The organism is Streptomyces sp. NBC_01237, from assembly GCF_035917275.1.
Classification (GTDB): Bacteria; Actinomycetota; Actinomycetes; order Streptomycetales; family Streptomycetaceae; genus Streptomyces.
Genome location: NZ_CP108508.1, coordinates 3,251,069 through 3,277,430, shown reverse-complemented (window position 1 = coordinate 3,277,430; position 26,362 = coordinate 3,251,069). Strand labels below are relative to the sequence as shown.

The 26,362-nt window shown below is 70.2% G+C and carries 19 protein-coding genes and 1 tRNA gene; 18 read left to right on the top strand and 2 right to left on the bottom strand.

The window, feature by feature from the left end:
- Window position 1: 1 nt before the first annotated feature.
- The 11 genes from OG251_RS14445 to OG251_RS14395 all read left to right on the top strand — a co-directional run bounded on the left by OG251_RS14445 (window position 2) and on the right by OG251_RS14395 (window position 15,759).
- Window positions 2-1,717, top strand: coding sequence for a beta-N-acetylhexosaminidase (locus OG251_RS14445; RefSeq protein ID WP_326677564.1), 1,716 nt, complete (start codon window positions 2-4; stop codon window positions 1,715-1,717).
- 449 nt (window positions 1,718-2,166) lie between these two features.
- On the top strand, window positions 2,167-3,063 hold the full coding sequence (locus OG251_RS14440; RefSeq protein ID WP_326677563.1) for an FAD binding domain-containing protein: 897 nt from the start codon (window positions 2,167-2,169) through the stop codon (window positions 3,061-3,063).
- Window positions 3,060-4,871, top strand: coding sequence for a (2Fe-2S)-binding protein (locus OG251_RS14435; RefSeq protein ID WP_326677562.1), 1,812 nt, complete (start codon window positions 3,060-3,062; stop codon window positions 4,869-4,871). Before OG251_RS14440 ends, OG251_RS14435 begins: the two co-directional genes overlap by 4 nt.
- 94 nt (window positions 4,872-4,965) lie before the next feature.
- Entirely contained in the window at window positions 4,966-7,314 is a 2,349-nt protein-coding gene (locus OG251_RS14430; protein ID WP_326677561.1) for a xanthine dehydrogenase family protein molybdopterin-binding subunit, read from the top strand.
- 116 nt (window positions 7,315-7,430) lie between these two features.
- Window positions 7,431-7,931 (top strand): hypothetical protein, encoded by a 501-nt coding sequence (locus tag OG251_RS14425; protein ID WP_326677560.1) that lies wholly within the window; start codon window positions 7,431-7,433, stop codon window positions 7,929-7,931.
- Window positions 7,932-7,978: 47 nt separating this feature from the next.
- A complete protein-coding gene (locus tag OG251_RS14420; protein WP_326677559.1) occupies window positions 7,979-9,439 on the top strand; it encodes a WXG100 family type VII secretion target in 1,461 nt (486 codons plus the stop codon).
- Between the two features lie 21 nt (window positions 9,440-9,460).
- Window positions 9,461-10,816, top strand: coding sequence for a type VII secretion-associated serine protease mycosin (gene mycP, locus OG251_RS14415; protein ID WP_326677558.1), 1,356 nt, complete (start codon window positions 9,461-9,463; stop codon window positions 10,814-10,816).
- 353 nt (window positions 10,817-11,169) lie between these two features.
- Window positions 11,170-11,694 (top strand): hypothetical protein, encoded by a 525-nt coding sequence (locus tag OG251_RS14410; protein WP_326677557.1) that lies wholly within the window; start codon window positions 11,170-11,172, stop codon window positions 11,692-11,694.
- Between the two features lie 525 nt (window positions 11,695-12,219).
- On the top strand, window positions 12,220-12,654 hold the full coding sequence (locus tag OG251_RS14405) for a hypothetical protein (RefSeq protein ID WP_326677556.1): 435 nt from the start codon (window positions 12,220-12,222) through the stop codon (window positions 12,652-12,654).
- Between the two features lie 17 nt (window positions 12,655-12,671).
- Window positions 12,672-15,014 carry a hypothetical protein gene (locus tag OG251_RS14400; protein ID WP_326677555.1) on the top strand — a complete coding sequence of 781 codons (2,343 nt, stop codon included), beginning with the start codon at window positions 12,672-12,674 and terminating at the stop codon, window positions 15,012-15,014.
- Between the two features lie 91 nt (window positions 15,015-15,105).
- Window positions 15,106-15,759: a hypothetical protein gene (locus OG251_RS14395; protein WP_326677554.1), complete on the top strand. Its 654-nt coding sequence runs from the start codon at window positions 15,106-15,108 to the stop codon at window positions 15,757-15,759.
- A 155-nt stretch (window positions 15,760-15,914) separates the two neighbouring features.
- On the opposite strand, the gene OG251_RS14390 is transcribed toward OG251_RS14395, so the two are convergent.
- Window positions 15,915-15,989: transfer RNA gene (locus OG251_RS14390), tRNA-Cys, on the bottom strand.
- A gap of 211 nt (window positions 15,990-16,200) precedes the next feature.
- On the opposite strand from OG251_RS14390, the gene OG251_RS14385 reads away from it, so the two are divergent.
- From OG251_RS14385 to OG251_RS14370, 4 genes are all read left to right on the top strand, one after another.
- Window positions 16,201-17,706 (top strand): MFS transporter, encoded by a 1,506-nt coding sequence (locus tag OG251_RS14385; RefSeq protein ID WP_326677553.1) that lies wholly within the window; start codon window positions 16,201-16,203, stop codon window positions 17,704-17,706.
- Window positions 17,707-17,741: 35 nt separating this feature from the next.
- Entirely contained in the window at window positions 17,742-17,939 is a 198-nt protein-coding gene (locus tag OG251_RS14380) for an Arc family DNA-binding protein (protein WP_326677552.1), read from the top strand.
- Window positions 17,939-18,307 (top strand): type II toxin-antitoxin system death-on-curing family toxin, encoded by a 369-nt coding sequence (locus tag OG251_RS14375; protein WP_326677551.1) that lies wholly within the window; start codon window positions 17,939-17,941, stop codon window positions 18,305-18,307. Before OG251_RS14380 ends, OG251_RS14375 begins: the two co-directional genes overlap by 1 nt.
- A 163-nt stretch (window positions 18,308-18,470) precedes the next feature.
- A complete protein-coding gene (locus OG251_RS14370; protein ID WP_326677550.1) occupies window positions 18,471-20,252 on the top strand; it encodes a DEAD/DEAH box helicase in 1,782 nt (593 codons plus the stop codon).
- A gap of 346 nt (window positions 20,253-20,598) precedes the next feature.
- Here the strand turns inward: OG251_RS14370 and OG251_RS14365 are convergent, their stop codons facing one another.
- Window positions 20,599-21,165, bottom strand: coding sequence for a hypothetical protein (locus OG251_RS14365; protein ID WP_326677549.1), 567 nt, complete (start codon window positions 21,163-21,165; stop codon window positions 20,599-20,601).
- Between the two features lie 268 nt (window positions 21,166-21,433).
- Here OG251_RS14365 and OG251_RS14360 point away from each other — a divergent pair, with 268 nt between their 5' ends.
- From OG251_RS14360 to OG251_RS14350, 3 genes are all read left to right on the top strand, one after another.
- A complete protein-coding gene (locus OG251_RS14360) occupies window positions 21,434-23,137 on the top strand; it encodes a hypothetical protein (protein ID WP_326677548.1) in 1,704 nt (567 codons plus the stop codon).
- Window positions 23,138-23,343: 206 nt separating this feature from the next.
- Window positions 23,344-25,359, top strand: a complete 2,016-nt coding sequence (locus OG251_RS14355) for a hypothetical protein (protein WP_326677547.1) — start codon at window positions 23,344-23,346, stop codon at window positions 25,357-25,359.
- Between the two features lie 335 nt (window positions 25,360-25,694).
- Window positions 25,695-26,339, top strand: coding sequence for an IclR family transcriptional regulator (locus tag OG251_RS14350; protein WP_073723754.1), 645 nt, complete (start codon window positions 25,695-25,697; stop codon window positions 26,337-26,339).
- Window positions 26,340-26,362 lie beyond the last annotated feature (23 nt).

Below are 26,362 nucleotides of genomic sequence, written 5' to 3'. Positions count from 1 at the left end.
CATGCCCATGGACCTGATCCCGGCGCCCGGACGCATCGGTGACGCGGGGCGGTGCGGATTCGTTCCGGACCGGTCCACCACCATCACCGCGGCTCCGGGCACCGAGGACACGGAACGCTGGCTGCGCGCCACGCTCGGGGCCGCGTTCGGCCTGCCCCTGGCGCCGGGCGCGGGGAGCGGGACGGACGCCGGACACGCGGGGAGTACGGCGGGTGGCGGGGACGCGGGGAGTACGGCGGGTGGCGGGGACACCGTCCGCGCCGGGAACACCGTCGAGCTGCTGATCGACCCGGCCCTGGCGCCCGAGGGCTACCGGCTGTCCGTCGACCCGGAATCCGGCGTCCGCGTCGCCGGGGGCGGCGCCGCGGGTGTCTTCTGGGGCGCGCAGACGCTCCGCCAGCTGCTGGGTCCCGACGCCTTCCGGCGGGCCCCGGTGACCGCGGAACCGCACCCGGGCATCCCCGCCCTGGAGATCGAGGACGCCCCCCGTTTCGCCTGGCGCGGCCTCATGCTCGACGTCTCACGGCACTTCATGCCCAAGGACGACGTCCTGCGCTACCTCGACCTCCTCGCGGCCCACAAGCTGAACGTCTTCCACTTCCACCTCACCGACGACCAGGGCTGGCGCGTCGAGATCAAGCGCCACCCGCGCCTCACCGAGGTCGGCGCCTGGCGTGCCCGTACCAAATACGGCCACCGGGCCTCCGAACTGTGGGACGAGACCCCGTACGGCGGCTACTACACGCAGGACGACATCCGCGAGATCGTCGCGTACGCGGCGGAGCGGCATATCAGTGTCGTCCCCGAGATCGACATCCCCGGCCACTCGCAGGCCGCCATCAGCGCGTACCCCGAACTCGGCAACACCGACGTCATCGACACCACCACCCTCTCCGTCTGGGACACCTGGGGCATCACCCCGAACGTACTCGCCCCCACTGACAACACCCTGCGCTTCTTCGAGGGCGTCTTCGAGGAGATCCTGGAACTCTTCCCGGCCGCCACCTCGCCGTTCATCCACGTCGGCGGCGACGAATGCCTCAAGGACCAGTGGCGGAAGTCCCCGACCGCTCAGGCCCGGATCGCCGAACTCGGTCTCGCCGACGAGGACGGGCTCCAGGCGTGGTTCATCGGGCACTTCGACACCTGGCTCACCGAGCGCGGGCGCCGCCTCATCGGCTGGGACGAGATCCTCGAAGGCGGCCTCCCCCAGGGCGCCGCGGTCTCCTCGTGGCGCGGCTACGCGGGAGGCATCGCCGCCGCCGAGGCGGGGCACGACGTCGTGATGTGCCCCGAGCAGCAGGTGTATCTGGACCACCGTCAGCACGGCGGCCCCGACGAGCCGATGCCGATCGGCTTCGTCCGCACGCTGGAGGACGTCTACCGCTTCGAACCTGTGCCCCCGGGCCTCTCCGAGGAGGCGGCCCGTCACATCCTGGGCACCCAGGCCAATGTCTGGACCGAGGTCATGCAGAACCGGGCCCGCGTCGACTACCAGGTCTTCCCGAGGCTCGCGGCCTTCGCCGAGGTCGCCTGGTCGGCCCTGCCCGCCTCCGCCGACCGGGACTTCTCGGACTTCGAGCGCCGCATGACCACGCACTACGCCCGGCTCGACGCCCTCGGCGTCGACTACCGCCCGCCGGGCGGCCCGTTGCCGTGGCAGCAGCGCCCCGGCATCCTCGGACGCCCGCTGGAAGGTCCGCCCCCGAACGTGTGAGCCGCCGCGCCGGGCGAGTTCCGGCCACTGCTCCGCCTCCGCGCCCGCGCGAAGACCCGCGCGGGCGCGGAGGTGCGGAGGGCGCGGGGCGCGAAACGGAGGGTGCGGGCGTGCGGTGCGGGGGTGCCGTGCGGCGGTGCGGTGCGGGGGTGCGGGAGGTGTGCGCAAGGCGCGCGGAAGGCGGGAATTCGCGCGGGCGCGAGGCGTGCGCGACGTGCGGAACGAACCGAATAAGTCGTACAAGCCTCGCCGAAGAGTGGCAATTCACACTCTGCGCCGAAGGCATGCGAAAGCGGATTTACCCTCTGGTCAGGGACGGATGCGTCCTTCGTGGACCCTCGCGTCGGTCCGGTCGGAAGATGTGCCAGAGTTGCCACGTCCGGGCTGTGAGCACGTACCGTACGGCGGAACAGGCGGGACTGCCGGGACACCGGGAAGGGGCAGCTGGGTTGACCACGCACGCACCGCAGGCGATGCATTCGGTGACGCTGCCGGCCTCGCTAGACGAGGCCGTGGCGGCACTCGGCGCCATGCCTGCCGCCGTCCCCGTAGCCGGTGGCACGGACCTCATGGCGGCCGTCAACAAGGGGCTGCTGCGCCCCTCCGGACTGGTCGGCCTCGGCCGGATCAGCGAGCTGCGCGGCTGGCACTACCAGGACGGTCACGCGCTGCTCGGCGCCGGACTCACCCACGCACGCATGGGGCGGCCCGACTTCGCCGCCCTCATCCCCGCGCTCGCCGCCTCCGCGCGCGCCGCGGGCCCGCCCCAGATCCGTAACGCCGGGACGCTCGGCGGCAACATCGCCACCTCCGCGCCGACCGGTGACGCCCTGCCGGTGCTGGCCGCCCTGGAGGCCGAACTCGTCATCGCGGGTCCCGGTGGCGCCCGCCGCGAGATCCCGGTCTCGCACCTGCTGGCCGGCCGGGAGATGCTCCAGCCCGCCGAGCTGATCGGCTTCGTCCGCGTACCGCTGCTGCACGCCCCCCAGGTGTTCCTGAAGGCGACCGGCCGCACCGGACCGGGCCGTGCCACGGCCTCCGTCGCCATCGTCCTGGACCCGGCCCGGCGCGGCGTGCGCTGCGCGGTCGGCGCCATCGCGCCGATGCCGCTGCGGCCGCTGGAGGCCGAGCGCTGGATCGCCTCGCTGATCGACTGGGACGGCGAACGCGGACTGGCCCCCGACGCGCTGGCCGCCTTCGGCGAGTACGTCGCCGCGGCCTGCATCCCGGACCAGGCACCACCGGCCGACGGGGGAGAGGCACCACCGCTGTCCCCGGCCGTACTGCACCTGCGGCGTACCGTTGCCGCGCTGGCCCGACGCGCGCTGGGGAGGGCACTGTCGTGAGCAACGAGGAACATCCCGAACACCAGGGCCACCCCGAGGGGCCCGATCCGAGGTACGGAGCCTGGCAGCCGACGCCGCAGACCGGTGAGTACGACGCCGACGCCACCGCGTTCGTCCACCTGCCGCCGGAGGACCTGGCCAACGCGCCGCTGGCCGCTCCCGGCCACGGGTACGTACCGCCGATGATCCTGCCGCTGACCCCGGCGGCGGGTCTGGACCCGGCGGCGACGGGCAGCTGGGTCGTGCAGACACAGGCCCAGCAGGCCCAGGCCGAGGCGCGGGCGCAGAACGAGACCCCCGGGGCGGTGCACTGGCCGGACCCGAACCAGCAGAACGCGCACGCCCAGCAGCACGACCTGCCGGGTCAGCGGAGCGCGCACGCCCCGCAGTACGACCTGCCGGGTCAGCGAAACGAGCACGCCCAGCAGGGCATGCAGGCGCAGCAGGGCCTGCACGCCCAGCGGGACATGCAGGCGCAGTACGACCTGCACGCCCAGCACGAGGCGCGGAGCCGGCAGGACCTGTCGGATCAGCAGTCGGAGCAGCAGGACCTGTCGCGCCCGTACATGTCGCCGTATCAGGAGACATCGCACTCGACGGCCCAGTGGAACTTCAGCGAGGTCACGGGCGAACCCGTGGCCGAGCAGGCCGGTGCACCGGACCCCGCGCCCGCCGAGCCCGTGGGCCACACCGGCCAGTGGACGATCCCGGTGGCGGACGGCGACCTTCCGGACGAGTCGGGCGAGTTCATGGCCTCGGCACAGGCGTCCCAGTGGTACGCGGAGAGCGCGCCCCCGGCCACGCTGCCGGGCGGCGCACCCGCACCGTGGGCGACGCCGGAGCCCGCTCCCGAGGCGGCGGAAACGGCGGCAGAGGCCGAGCACACGGCGCCCCCGGCCGAATCCGATGAGAGCCACGCGGAGTACGCCGGAGGGACAGCTCTCGGGGACGTACCCGAGAGCGCACCTCTTGAGGAGACCGCCGACCCGGTCACCGAAGAGGCTGCCGGAGCGATCACCGAACCGGTGAATGAGGAAACGACCGAATCGGGCATCGGAGAGACTGCCGATTCGGTCACCGATTCGGTCGGGGAGACGGCCGAGGCGTTCACCGATTCGGTCGGGGAGACGGCCGAGGCGTTCACCGACGCGACCGCCGGGACCGCCGAACCGGAATTGGCCGCCGAAGCGATCACCGACGTCCCCAGTGAGCACCCCGCCGCCTCCTACCTCCTGCACGTCAACGGCGTCGACCGCCCGGTGACCGACGCGTGGATCGGCGAGTCCCTGCTCTACGTCCTCCGCGAACGCCTCGGCCTCGCCGGTGCCAAGGACGGCTGCTCCCAGGGCGAATGCGGGGCCTGCAACGTCCAGGTCGACGGCCGTCTCGTCGCCTCCTGCCTGGTCCCCGCGGCCACGGCGGCGGGCAGTGAGGTCCGTACGGTCGAAGGTCTCGCCGTCGACGGCGAGCCGTCCGACGTGCAGCGGGCCCTCGCCGCCTGCGGGGCCGTCCAGTGCGGCTTCTGCATCCCCGGCATGGCCATGACCGTCCATGACCTTCTGGAGGGCAACCACGCCCCCAGCGAGCTGGAGACGCGTCAGGCACTCTGCGGCAACCTCTGCCGCTGCTCCGGCTACCGGGGCGTGCTCGACGCCGTGGCCGAGGTCGTCGCGACCCGCGAGGCGAGCGCCGAGGCGGCCGCGACCACCACCGCGCACGACGAGGACGAAGCGCGCATCCCGCACCAGGCCGCGCCCGGAGCGGGCAGCGTCCAGCAGCCCCACCCGCACGAGGGAGGCGGGCTGTGAGGCACGCACGCGGATCCGCCGCCCAGCACCATGGCGCGACACCACAGGTCACCATCCGCTGCCGCCGCAGCGGGGCGAACGACAAGGAGGCGGCGTGAGCAGCGACGCAGCCACCGCGGCCAACGCGACCAGCACCACCCTGCCCAGGATCGACGTCGCGGGCAGCGGCCCCGGCCCGGACGAGGAGACGCCCGCGATCGGCCTCGGGGCCTCGCTCCCGCCCGCCGACGCCCGCGCCAAGACCGAGGGCACCTTCCCGTACGCGGCCGACCTGTGGGCCGAGGGCCTGCTGTGGGCGGCCGTACTGCGCTCGCCGCACCCGCACGCCCGGATCCTGTCCATCGACACCTCCGCCGCCACGGAGATGCCGGGGGTACGCGCCGTCGTCACGCACGAGGACGTGCCGGGGGACAGCGCCTACGGCCGCCAGGTCGTCGACCGCCCGGTGTTCGCGTCCGACCTGGTACGCCACCACGGTGAGCCGATCGCCGCGGTCGCGGCGGACCACCCGGACACGGCCCGGCTGGCGGCTGCGGCGATCGCCGTCGAGTACGAGGTCCTGGAACCGGTCACGGACCCGGAGAAGGCGTTCGCCGCCGAGCCCCTGCACCCCGACGGCAACCTCATCCGGCACATCCCGCTGCGCTACGGCGACGAGGAGGCCATCGGCGACGTCATCGTCGAGGGCCTCTACCGCATCGGCCGCCAGGACCCGGCCCCGATCGGCGCGGAGGCCGGGCTCGCGGTGCCCCGGCCCGACGGCGGGGTGGAGATCTACACGGCGTCCACCGACCCGCACACCGACCGCGACCTGGCCGCTGCCTGCTTCGGCCTGGCCGCGGACCGGGTGAAGATCGTCGTGACGGGCGTCCCCGGCGCGACCGGCGACCGCGAGGACCCGGGCTTCCAGATCCCGCTCGGCCTGCTCGCCCTGCGCACCGGCTGCCCGGTGAAACTGGCCGCCACCCGCGAGGAGTCCTTCCTCGGCCACGCCCACCGCCACCCGACGCTGCTGCGCTACCGCCACCACGCGGACGCGGAGGGCCGGCTGGTCAAGGTCGAGGCCCAGATCCTGCTGGACGCGGGCGCGTACGCCGACTCCTCGTCCGAATCCCTGGCCGCCGCCGTGGCCTTCGCCTGCGGCCCGTACGTCGTCCCGCACGCCTTCATCGAGGGCTGGGCGGTCCGTACGAACAACCCGCCCTCCGGCCATGTGCGCGGCGAGGGCGCGATGCAGGTCTGCGCCGCGTACGAGGGCCAGATGGACAAGCTGGCCGCCAAGCTGGGCCTGGACCCGGCGGAACTGCGCCTGCGCAACGCCCTGTCCACCGGTGACATCCTGCCCACCGGCCAGACGGTGACCTGTCCGGCCCCCGTGGCGGAACTCCTCGGCGCCGTAAGGGACTTCCCGCTGCCGGCGCTGCCCAAGGACTCCCCGGAGGACGACTGGCTGCTCCCCGGCGGCCCGGAGGGCGCGGGCGAGCCAGGCGCCGTACGCCGTGGTGTCGGGTACGCGGTGGGCATGGTCCACATGCTGGGCGCCGAGGGCGCGGACGAGGTCTCCACGGCCACGGTCCGGGTGCACGACGGCATCGCCACGGTCATCTGCGCGGCGGTGGAAACCGGCCAGGGGTTCACCACGCTGGCCCGCCAGATCGTCCAGGAGACCCTGGGCATCGAAGAGGTCCACGTCGCCTCGGTCGACACCGACCAGCCCCCGGCCGGCCCGGCGACGCACGGCCGCCACACCTGGGTCTCGGGCGGCGCGGTGGAACGGGCCGCCAAGATGGTCCGCACCCAGCTCCTCCAGCCGCTGGCCCACAAGTTCGGGATGTCCACCGAGCTTCTCCAGATCGCCGACGGCAAGATCACCTCGTACGACGGCGTCCTGTCCACGACCGTCACGGAGGCGATGGACGGCAAGGAACTCTGGGCCACCGCCCAGTGCCGCCCCCACCCCACCGAACCGCTCGACGATTCCGGCCAGGGCGACGCGTTCGTCGGCCTCGCCTTCTGTGCGATCCGCGCGGTGGTGGACGTCGACATCGAGCTCGGCTCGATCCGGGTGGTCGAGATGGCGGTCGCCCAGGACGTGGGCCGGATCCTCAACCCCGCCCAGCTGGCGATCCGCATCGAGGCGGGCATCACCCAGGGCATCGGCGCGGCCCTCACGGAGAACCTCCGCACCGCCCGTGGCCTGATCCGCCACCCCGACCTCACGGGGTACGCGCTTCCGACTTCTCTGGACGCTCCGGACATTCGCATCGTCAAACTGATCGAAGAACGCGACGTCGTGGCCCCCTTCGGCGCCAAGCCGGTCTCGGCCGTACCCGTCGTGACCTCCCCGGCAGCAGTGGCCGCCGCCGTCCGTTCGGCAACCGGCCGCCCCGTCAACCGCCTGCCCGTCCGGCCCCAGGCGGCAGTGGCAACACCCAGGTCCTGAATGGCCAATTGACGATGTGATCCGCGTTGCACGTGCAACCCAGGGGTGCGAGTTGTCAGTCATGCTGACTAAAGTGATCCCCAAAGCTGTAGCCAGCTGTAAACGGGGAGGGTGCTGTGGAGCCGACTGAGGCTGCCGTGGCGGGATTCGCGGCGATGCCGTTCGGACCAATCATCGGGGCCGCGGGCGCGGTCGGGGAACTGGTCACCGAACTGTCGTCATTCACGAAGTTCCGCGATCGGATCGACGAGCTGCTGACGGACCTCAAGGCGTCCCCCGCCGCCCCGAACAAGCTGGGCGAAGACCCGGTCGGCAAGAGCGAGTTCGGTGACCCCAGCTGGGCCGAGGCGACCGGTCTGTACGCGACGTACAACACGGTCATCACCGAGCTGGAGACCCTCTCGAAGCTCCTCTCGGACTCCATAGAGGGCATGGGCATCGCGGTACTCGCCTCCCACAACGGATACGAGAACCTGGACATCGACATCCGGCGCCGCATGCTGGCGATCAGCGCGGAAACGACTCAGCACTACGGCGGGGCCTACGACCCGTCGAAGCACGATGGCAAGCCGACACCGGCGCCCACGTCCACCGAGTCCACCGGTGACGGCATCTGATGACAACGACGATCAACGGCATGACACGGGGATAGCGGGGGCTTGACATGGGAACGTCGTTCGAGAATATGTCGCACGAGCAGATGCTGGCCTGGCTGGACCAGGCGAACAGCGGCGCTGTTCAGGGGGCGGCCGACCGACTGCTGAGCGCGGCTAAGAAGATCCGCGAGATCGGGGAAGACCTGAAGGTCCGCCCGCAGATGGTGGAGTGGAAGGGCGAGGGCGCCGACGCCTTCCGCACGTGGAGCGCGGACCTGGCCAACTCGACGCTGCGCCTGGGCAAGTACAGCGAGGGCGCGTCGGAGTGGCTGGGCAGGGCCTCGGAGGCGATCGCCTCGGCACAGGTGGCGATCCCTCGCACCCACGCCGGCGCGGCGGCGAACCTGGCAGCGGCCAAGGAAGCGCGCAACGACCCGGACGCGTCGTCGGTCGCGCAGGAGGCCGCGGCGACCCTGATCGCGGACAAGGAGGCGAACCGCCAGGAAGCGGCCGCGCAGATGCGGAAGCTGGCGGAGTCGTACGCGTTCTCGTCATCGCAGATAAAGGGCCTCGAGAAGCCGGTGTTTCCGCCGCCGCCGGAGGCCATTGCTCCGCCTGCGGAGAAGGGGGTCGACAGCGAGCAACGTTACGTCGACGTCGGTTCGTCGGGAGGCGGTGCCGGTAGCGGGTCCTCATTCGCCGCGGGGACTGGACATGTTGCGGAGCCGGGCGCGAGCGTTTCTGGAGTGACCGGTGGTATAGGCGAACTGAGGCGAACAGGGCCGTCGCCGACGCTGGCGCCGCCCGTCGATATGGCTATCGACAACGTGGCGACGCTTCCGGATACCCCGACAGCGCCGTCTCCAACGCCGACTCCTGGCTTGCCGACGGGAGGAAAGGCCGACAACACTCTTCCTCCCGTAGTGGGAGGCGCTCCGCCCATTGTGAGCAACAGCCAGGGCCCGCTGTTGCCGACTAGTGGTGGCAAGGCACAAAACGCAGTGCGCCCACCTATGCCCAGTTCGGGTCCTGTGAACGCCGTGAATGGGCCCAACGGAAGAACCTCGGGCCCCGGAATTGTCGGTGGTCGCCCTGTTCCTCAGGCTACAGGTCGACCGATGGGCGGGCTTCCTCGTGGGACTGTGATCGGCAACGAGGGAACGCACGCCGGCCGTGCGCCGATGGGGCATGGCTCAGGTGTGGGCGGCGCTGGTGGCGGGCAGAGTGGCATCGTCGGCGGCCGCCGTCTCGCTGGTGAGACCGGCGGAGTGGTGGGTGGCCGCCCACAGCAGGCGGGTCGTGCCAACGCGCGCCCATTCACGCCCGGGGGTACGGGACTGGTACGTAGTGGTGCGTCCGGTGACGGGACTCGTGGCACTGGCCCAGTCGGGCGCGGAGGCGCCGCTGGTCCTCAGCGTCCGGGTGATTCACGTAGAGATGAAGGCAGCGAGCGGCCTGACTATCTCACTGAGGATGAAGAGACCTGGCAGCAGGGCGGCCGGCGGATAGTTCCCCCTGTCATCGACTGACCCACACTGACGAGGAAGTACATGTCCATCGGCAACAAGCACACGGCGCGCGCCCGCGTGGTAATCACAGCTGCAGTGGGCCTGCTATTGGCAGGGACAGCCGCATCGGCCCACGCGGATTCCATGCGGTCAAAGCAGTGGCATCTCGATGCAATGAAGGCCGAAGAGATGTGGAAAGCAAGTACAGGGGAAGGCGTCACGGTTGCCGTAATTGACAGTGGGGTTGACGACTCGAACCCCGACCTGAGGGGGCGTGTGCTGAAGGGAAAGGATCTGGCAGCGGATACGCCAGGGGACGAGCACACCGACACAGACGGTCATGGCACGGGCATGGCAGGTCTGATTGCTGGGACGGGTGAGAGGGGGGGAGGCGTCGGGGCCTTCGGCCTGGCCCCTGGCGCGAAAATCCTTCCGATCAGGCTGACTGCGTCTGATAAGGCGAATAACCAGGCAGAGGCGTGGAAGGATTTTAACGAATCTGCGCCTGACGCTATTCGCTACGCGGCTGACTCCGGCGCAAAGGTCATCAACATTTCCCTTGCCGTCGCTCAGGGCTCAGAGCAGCTTACGGATTCTGTGAAGTATGCCTTGGGCAAGGGGTCCTTGATTTTCGCCGGTGTTGGAAATGATGCTGAAAGCGGGAACGCTCTCATGTATCCGGCGGCAACGCCCGGCGTCGTGGGTGTCGGTGCCATTGGGCGCGACCTCACCAAGACGAAGGTGTCTCAGTACGGACCGCAGGTAGATCTTTCAGCTCCCGGCGAAGACATGATTCATGCCTGTGGAGGAGGGACGGGTATGTGTGAGACGAGCGGTACCAGCGATGCGACCGCCCTTGCCTCCGCCTCCGCCGCCCTGATTTGGTCCAAGCACCCCGACTGGACCAATAACCAGGTCCTGCGCGTCATGCTCAACACGGCCGGTGGGCCAGTCAGTGGTGATGAGCGCACCGATGCCATCGGCTATGGCATCGTCCGTCCCCGCATCGCCCTGAAGACCCCGGGCGACCCGGGTCCCGCCGATGAGTACCCGCTTCCCGACCTTGCCGCAGCCGAGTCCGCCAAGCCCTCTGCCGAGCCGTCGCCGGCCAAGGGCGGCTCCGAGGCGAACGAGACCCCGGCCGCCGCTGCCCCCGCCACCGACGACGAGGGGGGCAACACGGCGCTCTGGGTCGGACTCGGTGTCGGGGCGGCCGCTCTCATTGGTGGCGCCGTGGCCGTCGCGGTCGTCCGGTCGCGCCGCCGTAGTGCGGCCACTTCCGCCGTGCCGCCGTACCAGCAGAGTCAGCTGACCTACCCGGGCTACGGCCCGCCCTCGGGAGCGCCGGAAGGGCAGCCCCCGTACGGCGGCCCGCCTGCACAGGGCCCGCGTTCCTGAGTCCGTCGCGGTCACCGGTGACCGCGACGGCTTCCTGCCGGTGCGAGGGCTGCTGTCTTCGTGCTTGCCCTCCGCATGGCCGATATAGCCCTGCGAGTCCGGCTTCCAGTCCTGGGTGAGGCGACCGATCAGCACCTTGTCCAGGAATTCGCCCATCTCCCAGGCCGAGGGCGCAGCATCGCGGCGTTGTCCGAAAGCGCCCCGATCGCAGAACGCCTACACCCTGACAACTGACATCGGTCCGGCGGACATCGATCCGGCGGTGTTCGACGGAAACGCCAGGCCCGTGGATTCTCGGGGGATCACTGAACACTCGAACGCGCCGGAGCGCACGACCTTCTACCCAGTACGCGGTGGCAGCCGGTCTATGCACGGCCACTCTGGTCCTGGCCTCGTGCGGCGACGACGGTGGCCGCAGGTACGCCGTACCTGATCGTGTCTGTGGGATCGAAATCAATGCGGACACCCTGGCCCCGTTGCTGCCGGATGGCAAGGAGATCACGGAGCGACAGTTTGATGTCGGGTCCGAACGGTTCTCTTGCACGCTTGCGGTCGACTCTGACTTCTCGCTGAGTGTGAAGGGGGATCTTTTGGCGGCCGACGCCGATTTCTTCAAGTCGGCCGACTGGAGCATGCGCCTGGGAGGCGACTCCAGGCCCTCGCCCAGCGCACTGGAACGCGGCGCGTTGATCAGGGACAGCTTGGCAGTTGCCGTGAAACCGTGCCGTTATGAGGACTCTGCCTGGAAGTACGCCGTTCTGGCGGAATTGGCAGGCAGTAACCAGTCGCCGGAGGACTCTGCGGAACGCGGTCTGGCTCTGTCGAGATTCGCCGACGATTTCGTTCCGGCCGCGGTCCAGGCCCAGGGCTGTGCCTGAGAGGCCGTGACCGGCGCGACCCGCAATGATCGAGAGAATCAGCAGGGTGGCGAGCCGGAGCGGAAGGCATGCCATGCGTCGGGGCGCAGTTGGTTGCCGCGCGAAGAACTCTGTGAAATGTGTGTGAAGGGTATCGACTCTCTTGGGGCGACCACCGTTTCGTCGCGAAGCGGACGCTCTCCGGCGTGAGTTACTTCGGTGAACTCTGTGCCGCTGATCCCGTGATCCCATGATCCGGCGTCCGCGAGGGCGGGGCCTGCCTGGGTGGCGGCCGACAGGGTGGTGCTCCGTCGTGGGCCGCTCCGGCCGGGTGGGCGGGGTGGTGGAACGGTTCGTTTCGGGGGAAGGCGGCGCGCCGTGGCGTGGCCATCGGAAATGGAACTGTCTGCCTGGCTTTATGCGTTTGGGGGCGGAAAGTGATCTCGTCCCGACGTGACTTGGCTGAAACCGAGCCGCTAGCGTGGGTGTCATTGGTAGCGGAGCGGCAAGCTTCGGTGGCATCTGGGATTGAGTACGGGGGATTACGTGACGTTCGACTCAGAATGGGCGACGCTTCGTGCCGAATCGACGCAGCGGGTCGATATGCGGCTGAACGGTGTGCCGGCGGAGCCGGGTGGGCCCGGTGGGCCGGTCACCGCGGATCTTGCGGTGAACAAGGACAACCTGGGTGCTATCGGGCACGAGGCCTACGGTCTGCGGACCCGGGTGTCGAAGGATGGTGATCATGCCCGTCCTTCGACGTTCGACGCGGCCATCGCGCTCACCAACGGGAACTTCGAGAGCGGGTCGGGGCTTCTGAAGGTCCATGACCGGTGGAACACGCATCTGAAGACGTTGCTCGACGCGTGTGCGCAGATTTCGAATCACCTCAATTACACGACGTCGTCGCTCCAGAAGGATGATGTCCAGATCGCCGGGGATCTGATCTCGGTCTCCAAGCTCACTGAGTATCTGAAGTAATCCCCGGGGGAATTGACGTGCTGAAGTACGCGGACATTGTCGATGCGCCGATCGGCAAGCTCCAGACGGCTGTGACCGACTGGACGGAGATGGTCACCAAGCTGGACAAGCTGGCCACGGATGCCAATGACGGGATGAAGACCAAGGCGGACAAGGCCGAGTGGGAGGGCGAGAACGCCGGTATCACCAAGGCGTTCATCGCCAATACCGCCCAGGAGTTCAAGGACGCCGCCGCCGAGGCCAAGGGTGTCAAGATGATCCTGGAGGACGCCCACACGGCCATCAAGAAGGCCAAGGACGACCTGGTGAACATCCGGGACGTCGAGGGGCGTGACGCGGGCATCCACGTCGATGCCCAGGGCAAGGTGACGGCCCGGCATCCGCTGGAGGACGACAACACGGCCCGGCACGACCCGGATTATCCGCAGCTGCTGAGCAAGCAGCGGGCGTCCATCGAGGCGTGGCAGAAGAAGATCGACCTGATCGTCGACAACTGCAACGACACCGATGTGGCTTTCAAGAACGCCCTTGAGGCCAACGTCACCGAGGGCCAGGTCTTCAAGGCCCCGAAGTACCAGAACCTCGACCAGGAGGAAGCGGCCCGCGCCGCCGACCTGGCCTCCAAGGGCCGCGACATCAATCACACCGAGCTCGCGGCGCTCAATGAACTCCTGCACGACAACAGCAAGTCGCCGGAGTTCTCGAAGAACTTCTACGAGAAGCTCGGCCCGGAGAAGGCCCTCGCGTTCTTCGGGCAGCTCTCGACCGACACGTACGACTACGGCAAGGTCGACAAGGAGCGCCTGAAGGACGTCCAGGACCTCCAGAAGAACCTGGGCCTCAACCTGGCCACCGCCTCGCAGGACCCCAAGTTCACGGCCGAGTGGGGGCCGGAGCTGCGCAAGCTCGGCACCGAGCGCATCCCGCTGGCCAAGTACGACAGCAACGGGCCGTTCGGCTACCAGCTGCTCGGCGGCATCATGCGGTACGGGAACTACGACGCGAAGTTCCTCAACCCGATCGCCGAGCACGTGGCGCAGCTGCACCAGAAGGACCCGTACATGTTCGCCGAGAACAAGCAGGTGAACAGCCCCTTCAAGAACCCGTTCAACCCGTCCGGGGTGAACGGTTCCGGCTACGACCCGTCCGTCGCCATGCTGGAGGCCCTCGGGCACAGCCCGGAGGCCTCGAAGCACTTCTTCACCGATCCGCCGACCGCGTACAACGAGGACGGCACCGTCAACAAGGGCGCGACGGCCGACCTCGGGAAGAAGGACGGCGAGGCGATCGACAACTACCTCGACTTCTTCGGGAACGAGAAGTGGGAGTCCTACGGGGACGTCGACTCGCTCGACCCCGAAGAGCTCAAGAGGTCGCTCAACTACATGCCGGACGCCCTGGGGCACGCCCTGGAGTCGGCGACCCTCGGGTATCCGTACGACAGCCCGGACGCCACCGTCGCGCGGGACGCGGACAACGCCGACGTCATGCGCCAGGTGATGGAGAAGTACGGGTCGGACGCGGGTCTGCTCAAGCAGCAGGAGTCGATGGCCGACAGCCTCGGGAACATGGGCGCGGGCTACATCGACGACATCAACTGGTCCCTGGAGAAGAACAACCCGGACAGCGTGTTCGCGCCGACCAAGAACCCCGAGGGGCACCTCGACTTCTCCGACCTCGCCGGCCAGGACGGCGGCCGGGACGCCGCGCGCGGCTTCCTCAGCGCTCTGGGGCAGCACCCCGACGCGTACGCCACCGTCTCCAAGGCCGAGCAGATCTACACCACCAGTGTCCTGGAGGCGCAGTACCAGGGCGGGAACATCAAGGAGGGCGCGGCCCGGTCGACCGTGCACGTCGGCGCCGAGGTGCAGGGCATGCTCGACCAGTCGCGGGCCGACCAGGTCGAGGCGACGAACCTCAAGACCCACGAGGACTACGAGAAGGCCGTGGCCAAGCGGGCCGGCTGGGTCGAGTTCGGGGCCGGTGCGGCGGTCGCCGCCGGTGTCGCGTTCCTGCCGGTCACCGCTGCGGTGGGGACGGCGGCCGTCCTCATCCCGCTGGCGACGGACACGGCGAGCGGGGCCGCGGAACAGCTCATCGGCCAGGTCGTCGGCGATATCTCCGACAACTCCGTGGACAAGAACAAGGAAAAGGTCGAGGAGCTCACCAGGGAGGAGAAGACCAAGGTCTACTCCGCCGGTGAATCGATGGCCGAAGCACCCATGGAGAAGTTCATGGCCCAGCACAACATCGACATCAACAGCGATCTGGGCCAGGACCTCAAGGAAGCGATGCGGATCGGTTACGGGACCGGTAACGACCGCGAGAACCAGCAGGGCAACGACCCCGAGACCGGCTGACGCGGCGGGTGCGTGGAGACGAGGGCTGTTCCGCCACGGAGCGCGGGACAGCCCTCGGGCGGAAGGATCGGCGACGAAGGGCGTGGGACCGGTGCGAGTAGTGAGGGCGCTGTCCGTGATCGGGCTGGTGCTGACCGTCGGGGCGGGCGCGGTGGCGTGCGGTTCCGAGGAGAAGAAGGAGTCGCCGTACGTGGGCGCCGGGGAAGTGTGCGGGGGTGTGTTCGCCGGTCCGTTGGAGAAGACCGTCGAAACCGTCACCGGCGCCACGTCCTTCGACCGGACCGGCGAGAAACGCATGGACCGGGTGGTTGAGGCGCTCAAGAAGGGATACGCGTCGGGCCGCAGCTGGGCGACGGGGTACGACCTCTGTGTCCTGGGTGCGGAAGGCGCCGGCCGGCGCGACGACGTGAAGATCAATTTCTCGATCTACGCGCCGCAGGATGTGGGGGACACGGATCTTCGCGGGGGCGCCCGCATGTACTCCATGGGCAAGGAGGCCACGGCAGGGGCTGTCGGGGCCCGTATCAACTTCGAATGCGTCAGCCCGCAGCTGGAGGGTTCGAAGGAACGGCCCGCGCGCATCAAGGGGGGCTTCGGGAACGCGAAGGACCGGGGGACCGCCCCGGAGGATCTGGCCGCCAACCTGACTCTCGCCCATGCCGCGTCGCTCGCCGTGGCCAAGAAGCTCGGATGCGAGGACAACGGCGGTCTGCCGGAGAAGCCGGACCTCCAGCCCCTGCCGTAGCAGGTCCGCTCCGCAGGCCGTAGCAGGTCCGCTCCGCAGGCCGCAGCCCGCCCCCGGTGAGCTGCGGCCCGTTGGAGGGGCCCGCCGTGCCCCGCACGCAGAAGAGGCCGCCCCGGTCGGGGCGGCCTCTTCTCGTGGATCGCGTACAGCGGAACTGGAGACCGTGACCGGATTCGAACCGGTGTAACTCGAGTTGCAGTCGAGCCCCTGAGCCTCTCGGGCACACGGTCGGGCTGTGGTGCTTCGCGCGTCGGGATGTTTCCCCGTTGCTGCTGTCGACCGTAGAGCGGACGGGGGCGGCACTCAAGGGGTTGGGGCGCGCCGCAATACGACTGCCATACGCCGTTCATGACCGGAGCCGCCGGGCCTACGACCAAGGGATGAGTCCGGAGCGGTACATCGACAGGGTTCAAACCTTTTGTCGCCCCTTACGCTTGGGCCATGACCGCCCCCGAACCCCGTGACGTCGACGTCGCGCCCCCTGTGCAGCACCCCGTCCCGGACCCGATGCCGGAACGGATATCCGACGTTGCCGTCGGCGACCCGGGCGATGCCGGAGAAGGGGTCCTCGGGCGGACCTACCGGGCGCTCAGCATCGGCATCGTCTCCGTCGTGCTGCTGATCGCGTTCGAGGCGACCGCCGTCGGTACCGCGATGCCGGTCGCCGCGCGGGAGCTGAACGGCATTCCGCTGTACGCGTTCGCGTTCTCCGCGTACTTCACCACCAGCCTGTTCGCCATGGTGCTCTCCGGGCAGTGGGCCGACCGGCGCGGGCCGCTCGGGCCGCTCGCCACCGGGATCAGCGCCTTCGCGGTCGGGCTGCTGCTCTCCGGCGCCGCGAGCGGCATGTGGATGTTCGTCGCGGGACGGGCCGTCCAGGGGCTCGGCGGCGGACTGGTGATCGTCGCCCTGTACGTGGTGATCGGGCGGGCCTACCCGGAGCGGATCCGGCCCTCCATCATGGCCGCCTTCGCGGCGAGCTGGGTGATCCCCTCCGTCGTCGGACCGCTCGCCTCCGGAACGGTGACCGAGCACCTCGGCTGGCGCTGGGTCTTCGTCGGTATCCCCGTGCTCATCGTCTTCCCGCTCGCCCTGGCGCTCCCGGCGATCCGCCGGATGGCCTCCGGCCCCGCGGACCCGGACGCGCCCGCCCCGCCGTACGACCGCCGCCGCATCCGGCTCGCGCTCGGCATCTCGGTGGGTGCGGGGCTGCTCCAGTACGCGGGGCAGGAGCTGAACTGGTTCGCCCTGCTGCCCGCCGCCGCGGGGGTCGCGCTGCTGGTTCCGGCCGTGCGCGGGCTGCTCCCGCACGGCACGGTGCGGGCGGCGCGCGGGCTGCCTTCGGTGGTGCTGCTGCGCGGGATCTCCGCCGGTTCGTTCATCGCCGCCGAGTCCTTCGTACCGCTGATGCTGGTGACCCAGCGCGGGCTGACCCCGACGATGGCCGGGCTCTCCCTCGCCGTCGGCGGTGCGACCTGGGCGCTCGGTTCGTACGTGCAGTCCCGGCCGCGCCTGGAGGTGCACCGGGAGCGGCTCATGGTGACCGGCATGGTGCTGGTCGCCGCGTCGATCGCCGTCGCGCCCTCCGTGCTGATCGAGGCCGTGCCGGTCTGGGTCGTCGCCGTCGCGTGGGCCTTCGGGTGCTTCGGCATGGGCATGGTCATCGCATCAACGAGCGTCCTGCTGCTGAAGCTGTCGGCCCCCGAGGAGGCGGGGTCCAACTCCGCCGCGCTCCAGATCTCGGACGGCCTGTCGAACGTCCTGCTGCTGGCCGCCGGGGGCGCCGCCTTCGCCGCGCTCGGCGGCGGGGCGGTGGGGGCGGCGCACGGGGCGGTGGAGTCGGGGGCGTCCGGTTCGCACCCGGCGGCGTTCGCCGCGGTCTTCCTGCCGATGGCGGGGGTGGCGCTGGTGGGGGCGTGGGTGGCGGCCCGGGTGCGGGTTAAGTAGCGGCACCGACTGGTACCGCGCGGTACCGTTTATCCATGGCTGGTCTGAATCTGCGGTTCACCGAGGAAGAGCTGGACGCCCTGCGCGCACGCGCCGAGGCGGAGGGGCGGAGCATGCAGTCGTTCGCCCATGACGCGGTGATCACCGCCGTCAACGAGCACGCCCGGCTTTTCAATCAGGCTGCGGATCATGTCCTGAAGGCGAGCGAGGAGCTCAACCGGAGGCTCGCCTGATGCGGTACCTGACGCTGCCCGAGCTGCTGAGCCTCGCGGAGCGACTGGGAGTGGCCGAGGTACGCGACTACGGGCTGCTCGACTCGGCTCTGGCGAGGACGCAGGCGAGTGTGTTCGGCCAGGACGCGTATCCGGACGTGTGGCAGAAGGCCGCGGCTCTGATGGAGTCCCTGGCGCGCAACCACGCGCTGGTGGACGGCAACAAGCCCATCGCCTGGTACGCGACCTGGGTCTTTCTGCACATGAACGGGCATCCGCTCAACGCGAGCTTCGATGTGGACGAGGCGGAGACGTTCGTGCTGGATGTGTGCCAGGGCGCCCTGGACATGCCCAAGATCGCCGAACAGCTGCCCGGGTTCGCCGTGTAGGCACTCCTGTGAAGAGCGTCTCAACGGGCCCGAACCACGGCTCGTTCGTACGGGGTTCCGGCCGGCCCGCCGGTAAGGTGGCCCGGTTGTCGTATCTCGTACGAGGTCGTGCGAGCTCACACGGACAGCGCCCCACGTACCCGAGAGCCCCGAACCGGAGACCGTGACTACTACCGCCTCCCACCACCTCTCACCCGCCTTCCCCGGCCGTGCCCCCTGGGGCACCGCCGGCAAGCTGCGAGCCTGGCAGCAGGGCGCCATGGAGAGATACATCCAGGAGCAGCCGCGCGACTTCCTCGCCGTCGCGACGCCCGGCGCCGGAAAGACCACCTTCGCGCTGACCCTCGCCTCGTGGCTGCTGCACCACCATGTCGTCCAGCAGATCACGGTCGTCGCGCCGACCGAGCACCTCAAGAAGCAGTGGGCGGAAGCCGCCGCCCGGATAGGGATCAGGCTCGACCCCGACTACAGCGCCGGTCCCGTCAGCAAGGACTACCACGGTGTCGCCATCACGTACGCCGGTGTCGGCGTCCGCCCGATGCTGCACCGCAACCGCTGCGAGCAGCGCAAGACCCTCGTGATCCTCGACGAGATCCACCACGCCGGTGACTCGAAGTCCTGGGGCGAGGCGTGCCAGGAGGCGTTCGACCCGGCCACCCGGCGGCTCGCGCTGACCGGTACGCCGTTCCGGTCGGACACCAACCCGATCCCCTTCGTCGCGTACGAGGAGGGGAACGACGGGATCCGCCGGTCGTCGGCCGACTACACGTACGGATACGGGAACGCCCTCGCCGACGGCGTCGTCCGCCCCGTCATCTTCCTCAGCTACAGCGGCAACATGCGCTGGCGCACCAAGGCCGGGGACGAGATCGCCGCACGGCTCGGCGAGCCGATGACCAGGGACGCCATCGGCCAGGCCTGGCGCACCGCGCTGTCGCCCACCGGTGACTGGATCCCGAACGTCCTCTCCGCGGCCGACAAGCGGCTCACCGAAGTGCGCAAGGGGATTCCGGACGCGGGCGGGCTCGTCATCGCGACCGACCAGGAGTCGGCGCGCGAGTACGCCAAGATCCTCAAGAAGGTCACCGGCGAGAAGGCGACCGTGGTCCTCTCCGACGAGAAGGCCGCGTCGAAGAAGATCGACCAGTTCACCGAGGACGGATCGCGCTGGATGGTCGCGGTCCGCATGGTGTCGGAGGGCGTCGACGTGCCGCGCCTGGCCGTGGGGGTGTACGCCACCACCATCTCGACCCCGCTCTTCTTCGCACAGGCCGTCGGACGCTTCGTGCGCTCCCGCAGGCGCGGTGAGACGGCCTCCGTCTTCGTACCGACCATCCCGATGCTCCTCGACTTCGCCAACGAGATGGAGGTCGAGCGGGACCACGTCCTCGACAAGCCCAAGAAGGGCAGCGACGAGGAGAACCCGTTCTCGGAGGAGGACAAGCTCCTCGCCGACGCCGAGAAGCTGGAGGACGAGGAGACCGAGGAGCAGCTGCCCTTCGAGGCGCTGGAGTCCGACGCGGTCTTCGACCGGGTGCTGTACGACGGTGCCGAATTCGGCATGCAGGCCCACCCAGGCAGCGCGGAGGAGCAGGACTACCTGGGCATTCCGGGGCTGCTCGAACCCGACCAGGTGCAACTGCTGCTCCAGAAGCGCCAGAGCCGGCAGATCGCGCACAGCCGCCAGAAGCCGGCCGAGGAAGCCGACCTCCTGGAGAAGCCCGCGGAGGCGCGCCCGGTCGTCACGCACAAGCAGCTGCTGGGGCTGCGCAAGCAGCTCAACACGATGGTGTCGGCCTACACCCACCAGAGCGGCAAGCCGCACGGCGTGATCCACACCGAGCTGCGCCGGGTGTGCGGCGGGCCGCCGAGCGCGGAGGCCACGGCCGGGCAGATCCAGCAGCGGATCACGAAGGTCCAGGAGTGGGCCACCCGCATGACGTGAGGTGGCGTGAGGTGGCATGAGGCGGCGTGAGGTGATGTGACGCGGGGCGGTCCGGCGGCGGGGGGTGCCGGTCGGCCCTTCCGGTCTGGAGGCCAGGGGGTGCCGGACCGCCCCTTACGGTCCGGCGGCCGGGGGTGCCGGACCACCCCCTACGGTCCGGCGGCCGGGGGTGCCGGTCGCCCTTCCGGGCCGGAGGCCGGGGTTCCCGGTCGCGCCTTCCGGGCCGGGGCCGACGGCTGTTCCCTGTTACCCCTTCCGGGCCGGGGCCGACGGCTGTTCCCTGTTACCCCTTCCGGGCCGGGGCAGGAGTGCGTCTCCTGCCCCGGCCCGGTCCCGTGTCCGGGGGCTACCAGACGAACGCCGCCGACTGGTTCGCCGTCGCCACGCACGGGACCGTCGCCGAGGTCGGGGACGAGGCGACGATCTGCAGCGACCAGTTGGTGGCGCTCGGGGGAGAGGCCAGCACCACGGAGTCCGTCGTGTCGCCCGCGGCCAGAGTGCCGGTCGTGAGCTTCAGCGGGCCCAGGCTGATCGGACTGCCACCGCTCATGCCCGGGTTGGTCTTACCGGAGAACCGCACCTCGCTCGTGACGCCGCCCGAGGTCTTCTTCAGCTTGAGCGTCGTGGTGATGCTGTTCGGGTTCGCGCTCGTGCCGGGCGGCATGGTGATCGCCGTGGAAGTGATCTTGATCGTCTTGCCCGCGGTGCCGTCGGCGGCCGTCAGCGTGGCCGACCCGCTGCCCCAGCTGCCGCAGTCGTACGTCGCGGTCGCGGTGAGCGGGGTGACGGCGGCCGAGGTGGTCGACAGGGCGAGCGTCGCCGCGACGGAACAGGCCGCGGTGACCGCCAGCAGGGACAGGTGTCTTCGGCCCGGCCGTCTCGGCGGGGTTGTTGCCCGTGATGGGTTCGACATGACGGAGGAACTCCTTCCGGTTGAATTCCACAGATCTGCTTCGATTGCCGATCTGGGTGCCGGGCCCGGCATGTCGGGTGCAGTGAAACGGCGCCCATCGGAGAAGTCAATAGACGCCGGGAGCGGGTAATTCGCTCGGGGAAATGCCTTTCGGGCATTTCCCAAAGGATCAAATAATTCTCTCTTGACTTCTCTGCACGCGACCTCCTCAATGTGCGCAATCAATGGGGTGTGGAGGGATGTGGTGCTGATGAGTCGAGTGACGCGGGTGACGCGAATGACCCGCCGGCGAAGATCCGGCAGGTCTCACCGGCCGGGCCGGTCCGGCCTGCTCGCCGCCTGCTTCGTGCTGTCGCTGAGCTGTGTCGGAGCCACCGCCGGTGCCGCCGGGGCGGGGCCGGGAGGCGGAGCCGGTGTCGGCGCGGCCGGTACGGTCACGCCGACCGTGCACTGCGTGCTGCCCGCAGGGCAGGGGGAGGCCACCGGACCCCAGGAGATCACGGTCGAGCTGACCCCCGCCGTCGTCGCTCCCGGGGGCACCGTGCACGCCGAGGTCACTCTTGGGCCGTCGCCCGCCACCAGCGGCATCGCTCTGGAGGACGTGGCCACCATCCCGAGCCTCGACCTCGCCATGACGGGCGGGGCCACCGGCACCGTCACCGTGCGGGGTGCCGAGTTCACCATGGACATCCCGGCCGGACAGCCGATCGAGATCCCGCCGTACGAGGGGGACTTCCTGGTCCCGGCGGACGCCTCGGGCGAGATCTCGTTCGCCCCGCTGCGCACCCTCACGCAGACCAAACTCTTCGGATCGGTCTTCGAGACCCCGTGCGACGTGGTCGGCGGCTCCGGTCCCGTCGGTACGGTCACAGTCGAGGGCGACGGCGGCGAGCCCGCCACCCTGAGCGCTCCCGCCGAACCCGTGCGCCCCAACACCGCCGTACGGCTTGGTGGTTCGGGGTGGACGCCCGATGCCTCCCCGGTGCCTTCGCTGTGCGCGGCCGGCGGCGGTGGCTGCGATCCGCTGAAGTTCCCGGCCCACACCCTCCGTATCGACTCCTACGGGACCCTGAGCGGCACGGCGACCCTCGCCGAGGCCGGGGCGGTACCGGACGGGGCGTACGAGGTGAAGGTCAACGACGGTACGAAGGAGGCCACCGCCCCTCTGACCGTCAAGGCCGTCGCGGCGGGCAACCGGGAGATCTCCCTGTCGCGCGGCAGCGGCCCGGTGGGCAGCGTCGTCACCGTCAGCGGCAGGAACTACAACCCCGACCGCTGGATCAACGTCATCGGTCTCGACGCGGCGGGTGGCGTCCTCGACGACACGGCCGTCTACATCAAGAGCGGTACGGACGGCACCTTCTCCGCCGACTTCACCGTCACCTCCGACGCCGTCGCCGCCATCCAGGCGGACGAGGGCAACGACCCCGCCACCGTACGGACGGCACCCTTCACCGTCACCACGGGCGGCGGCGGGGACGGCGGCACGGCCGAGCAGAAGCTCACCGCCTCCGTCCGGGCCGGCACGTTGAGCATGGTCCAGGACGGCGACACCGTCGACTTCGGTACGACAGTCCTGGGCACCGGCAGCGGTGTGCAGCGCGCCCGTCTCCACCGGGTCGAGGTGGAGGACGCGCGTGGCGTCAACAGCGGCTGGTCACTGACGGCCACGCTCACCGACTTCACCAGCACCGGCACCGGCGTCAGCGGCTCCGAATCGGCCACGATCCCGGCCGGCGCGGTCCGCTGGACCCCCAAGTGCCGTGCACAGAACGGAAGTCTCGGTACGCCGGTGGCGGGAGCGCCCACCTCGCTCGGCAGTGCCGCCGCGAGCCTGTGCCGGATGAACCCGGACGGATCACGGCCGTTCACCGGCGGACGCTTCGACGCCGACGCGGATCTCACCCTGACGGTCCCCGGGTCCGCACCGCCCGGGGACTACAGCGCCACGCTCACCCTCACCCTGCTCTGAGTCCTGCTCGCCGGGCCACGCTCCGAGCCGTGATCCGGGGCCCGCCAAGGGCCCCGCTCCCGGCGTGGCTCCAAGTACCGCCACAAGGAACGGTGTTCGCGAAGAGCCCGCCCGATCCGTATCGCCATGGACAGGGCGGGCTCTTCCCGGTCCGCGCCCCTCGCCGGCACCTCTTCCCCGTCGTCCGCCCGCCCGAAGGAGAGACCATGTCCCCGTATCCGTCCGCGCATCCGTATCCGTACCGAAGACGGTCCTTGCGCCGCGCCGTCGCCCTCGCCGCGGGCGCCGTCCTCGTCTGGACCGGCGGGGCCGTCGCCCTGGCCCCGGCGGCCCACGCCGGCACCGTCACCCCGACCGTCCACTGCACCCTGCCCGCGGGACAGGGTGAGGCCACCGGGCCGCAGCAGATGAACGTCGAACTCACCCCCGACGTCGTCGAACCGGGCGGCAAGGTACACGCCAGGGTCACCCTCGGGCCGTCGCCCGCCACCAGCGGGCTGAGCCTGAACGACGTGCCCACCACGCCCAGCATCGACCTCGCGATGTCGGGCGGCGCCACCGGTACGGTCACCGTCACCGGGCCCGAGGTGAACCTCGACATCCCGTCCGGGCAGCCCATCGAAATCCCGCCGTACGAAGGGGACTTCCTCGTCCCGGCCACCGCGAGCGGGCCGGTCTCCTTCACCCCGCTGGGCAATCTGACCCGTACGAAGGTCCTGGGCGGTACCTATCGCACCCCCTGCGACGTCGTCAGCGGCAGCGGCTCCATCGGTACCGTGACCGTCGAGGGCGGCGCCGGACAGCCCGCCACCCTGATCGCGCCCGCCGGCCCGGTCCGGCCCAGTTCCCCCGTCGCGCTCTCCGGCAGCCGGTGGACCGCCGGCGGCACCCCCGTACCGTCCCTGTGCGCTCCCGGCGGAGGAGGCTGTGACGCCGGGGCGTTCGCCTCGCACTCGCTCACCGTCAACGGCTCCGGACAGCTGACCGGCAGCGCCGTCCTCGCCGACGCGGCCACCGTGCCGGACGGGGCGTACCTGGTGAAGGTCAACGACGGCACGAAGGAGGCGACCGCGTCCCTCACCGTCCGGGCGTTCGTCCCGAGCGGCCCGCGCGCGGTCACGCTGTCGCGCACCGGCGGTCCGGTCGGCACGGTCGTGCGGGTGAGCGGCGTCAACTACCTCCAGGACCGGTGGATCAACACCGTCGGCCTCGACGCGACCGGCGCCACGCTCGACGACACCGCCGTGTACGTGAAGAGCGGGCCCGACGGCACCTTCGCCGCCGACTTCACCGTGCTCTCCGACGCCGTCGCCGCCATCCAGGTCGACGAGGGCAACGACCCCGCCACGGTCCTGACCCGCCCGTTCACCGTGACCGACACCGCCGCCACGCTCACCGCCGGAGCCGGAAAGGTGAAACCCGGCGGCACCCTCGCGCTCGGCGGGGGCGACTGGCCCACCGGCGCCACCCCGTCCGCCGCACTGTGCGCGGCCGACGGCACCGGGTGCGACCCGGCCCGGATCAGCGGCTCCACCCTCCGTATCACCGCCGAGGGCACTCTGGCCGGCACGGTCACCGTGGCGGGCTCGACCCCGAAGGCCGTGTACGCGCTCCAGGTCACGGCGGGTGCGGCGCAGGCCGTCGTCCCGCTGACCGTCGCCCCGTCCTTCGTCGTCCTCACTCCGTCGGCGGGCCCGAAGGGAACCGCGGTCACCGTCCTCGGGCAGGGCTTCGCCAAGGTGGCCACCGTCTCGATCGTGGGTCTGCGGGCAAACGGATCGCAGACCTCCGACCCGGTGCGGACCAAGGTGGTCGGGCTGGACGGGGCGTTCTCGCAGACGTTCACGGTCAACGCCACCGACACCGTGGCGATCCGGGTGCGGGAGGTCCTCGTCAACCCGAGGACGGAGACGGCGGCCTTCACCGTCCGGGACGGCTCGGTCCCGGCCGGACCCTCCTTCCAACTCTCCCCGCCCGAAGGACCGGTGGGGACCGTCGTCCAGGTGACCGGCCGCGGCTTCGCACCCGTGGCGACGGTCGTGGCGACCGGGCGCACCGCGGACGGGAGGCAGACCTCGGACGGCTATGTCACCCGGATCGTCGGGCTCGACGGCACATTCGCCCTCAACTTCACCGTCCGGGACCCGGCGACGAAGTCGATCAGGGTCTGCGAGGTCCTGGTGAACGGGAAAATCAGCCAACATTTGTTCACGGTGAGTTAACGCCGGTTCACGAGTGATGCACGGAGTGTCGCGAGGGCGTCGCCCGACCTGGACGCGCGTAGATGTTCGGTTTCCGGACGATGCCCCGCTGACCGGCGGTTATGCTCCATCGGCCCCGTCGTGTTCCGGCAGCGACCGGATTCTGGACGAGGTCTTCCGCTGAGCGGACTGGCTCGCTACTGTCCCCCGCAATATGAACGCCCCGTGGCAGTGTCGCCGCGGAGCGCAGCCGGTGCCTTGCCAGACCGGCGGCTTCTCCGTGCGTCGCCGCTGGGACCGGCGTCGCAACCGCCGGAAGACGGCCGCCGTCGCTCACCCGAAGAGGAGAGGGCGTCGTGACCGCGGAGACTTCCCAGACGCTCGACCGAGGACTGCGTGTCCTCAAACTGCTCGCCGACACCGATCACGGTCTGACCGTCACCGAGTTGTCCAACAAACTCGGTGTCAACCGCACCGTGGTCTACCGCCTGCTCGCCACCCTGGAGCAGCACGCCCTGGTACGACGTGACCTGGGCGGCCGTGCCCGGGTCGGTCTGGGTGTGCTGCGCCTGGGCCGTCAGGTGCATCCGCTCGTCCGGGAAGCCGCGCTGCCCGCGCTGCGCTCCCTGGCCGAGGACATAGGGGCCACCGCCCATCTCACGCTCGTCGACGGCAGCGACGCACTCGCGGTCGCCGTCGTCGAACCGACCTGGACCGACTACCACGTGGCCTACCGGGCCGGCTTCCGGCACCCGCTGGACAAGGGGGCCGCGGGCCGGGCCATACTCACCGCCCGGCAGAAGACGCTGGCCGACCACCCCGGTTACACCCTCACCCACGGCGAGCTGGAGGCCGGCGCCAGTGGCGCGGCCGCCCCTCTGGTCGGGGTGTCGGGGGTGGAGGGCAGCGTCGGAGTGGTGATGCTCGCCGACGCCGTACCGGAACGGGTGGGACCGCGGGTCCTCGACGCGGCCCGCGAGGTGGCGGACGCGCTGAGGTAGCCCCCTCCGCGACGGTGGCGGGC

Coding starts and splice junctions, on each gene's coding strand:
- OG251_RS14445 (WP_326677564.1), top strand. CDS start 2: ATGCCCATGGACCTGATCCCGGCGCCCGGACGCATCGGTGACGCGGGG.
- OG251_RS14420 (WP_326677559.1), top strand. CDS start 7,979: ATGGGAACGTCGTTCGAGAATATGTCGCACGAGCAGATGCTGGCCTGG.
- mycP (WP_326677558.1), top strand. CDS start 9,461: ATGTCCATCGGCAACAAGCACACGGCGCGCGCCCGCGTGGTAATCACA.
- OG251_RS14385 (WP_326677553.1), top strand. CDS start 16,201: ATGACCGCCCCCGAACCCCGTGACGTCGACGTCGCGCCCCCTGTGCAG.
- OG251_RS14380 (WP_326677552.1), top strand. CDS start 17,742: ATGGCTGGTCTGAATCTGCGGTTCACCGAGGAAGAGCTGGACGCCCTG.
- OG251_RS14375 (WP_326677551.1), top strand. CDS start 17,939: ATGCGGTACCTGACGCTGCCCGAGCTGCTGAGCCTCGCGGAGCGACTG.
- OG251_RS14365 (WP_326677549.1), bottom strand. CDS start 21,165: ATGTCGAACCCATCACGGGCAACAACCCCGCCGAGACGGCCGGGCCGA.
- OG251_RS14355 (WP_326677547.1), top strand. CDS start 23,344: ATGTCCCCGTATCCGTCCGCGCATCCGTATCCGTACCGAAGACGGTCC.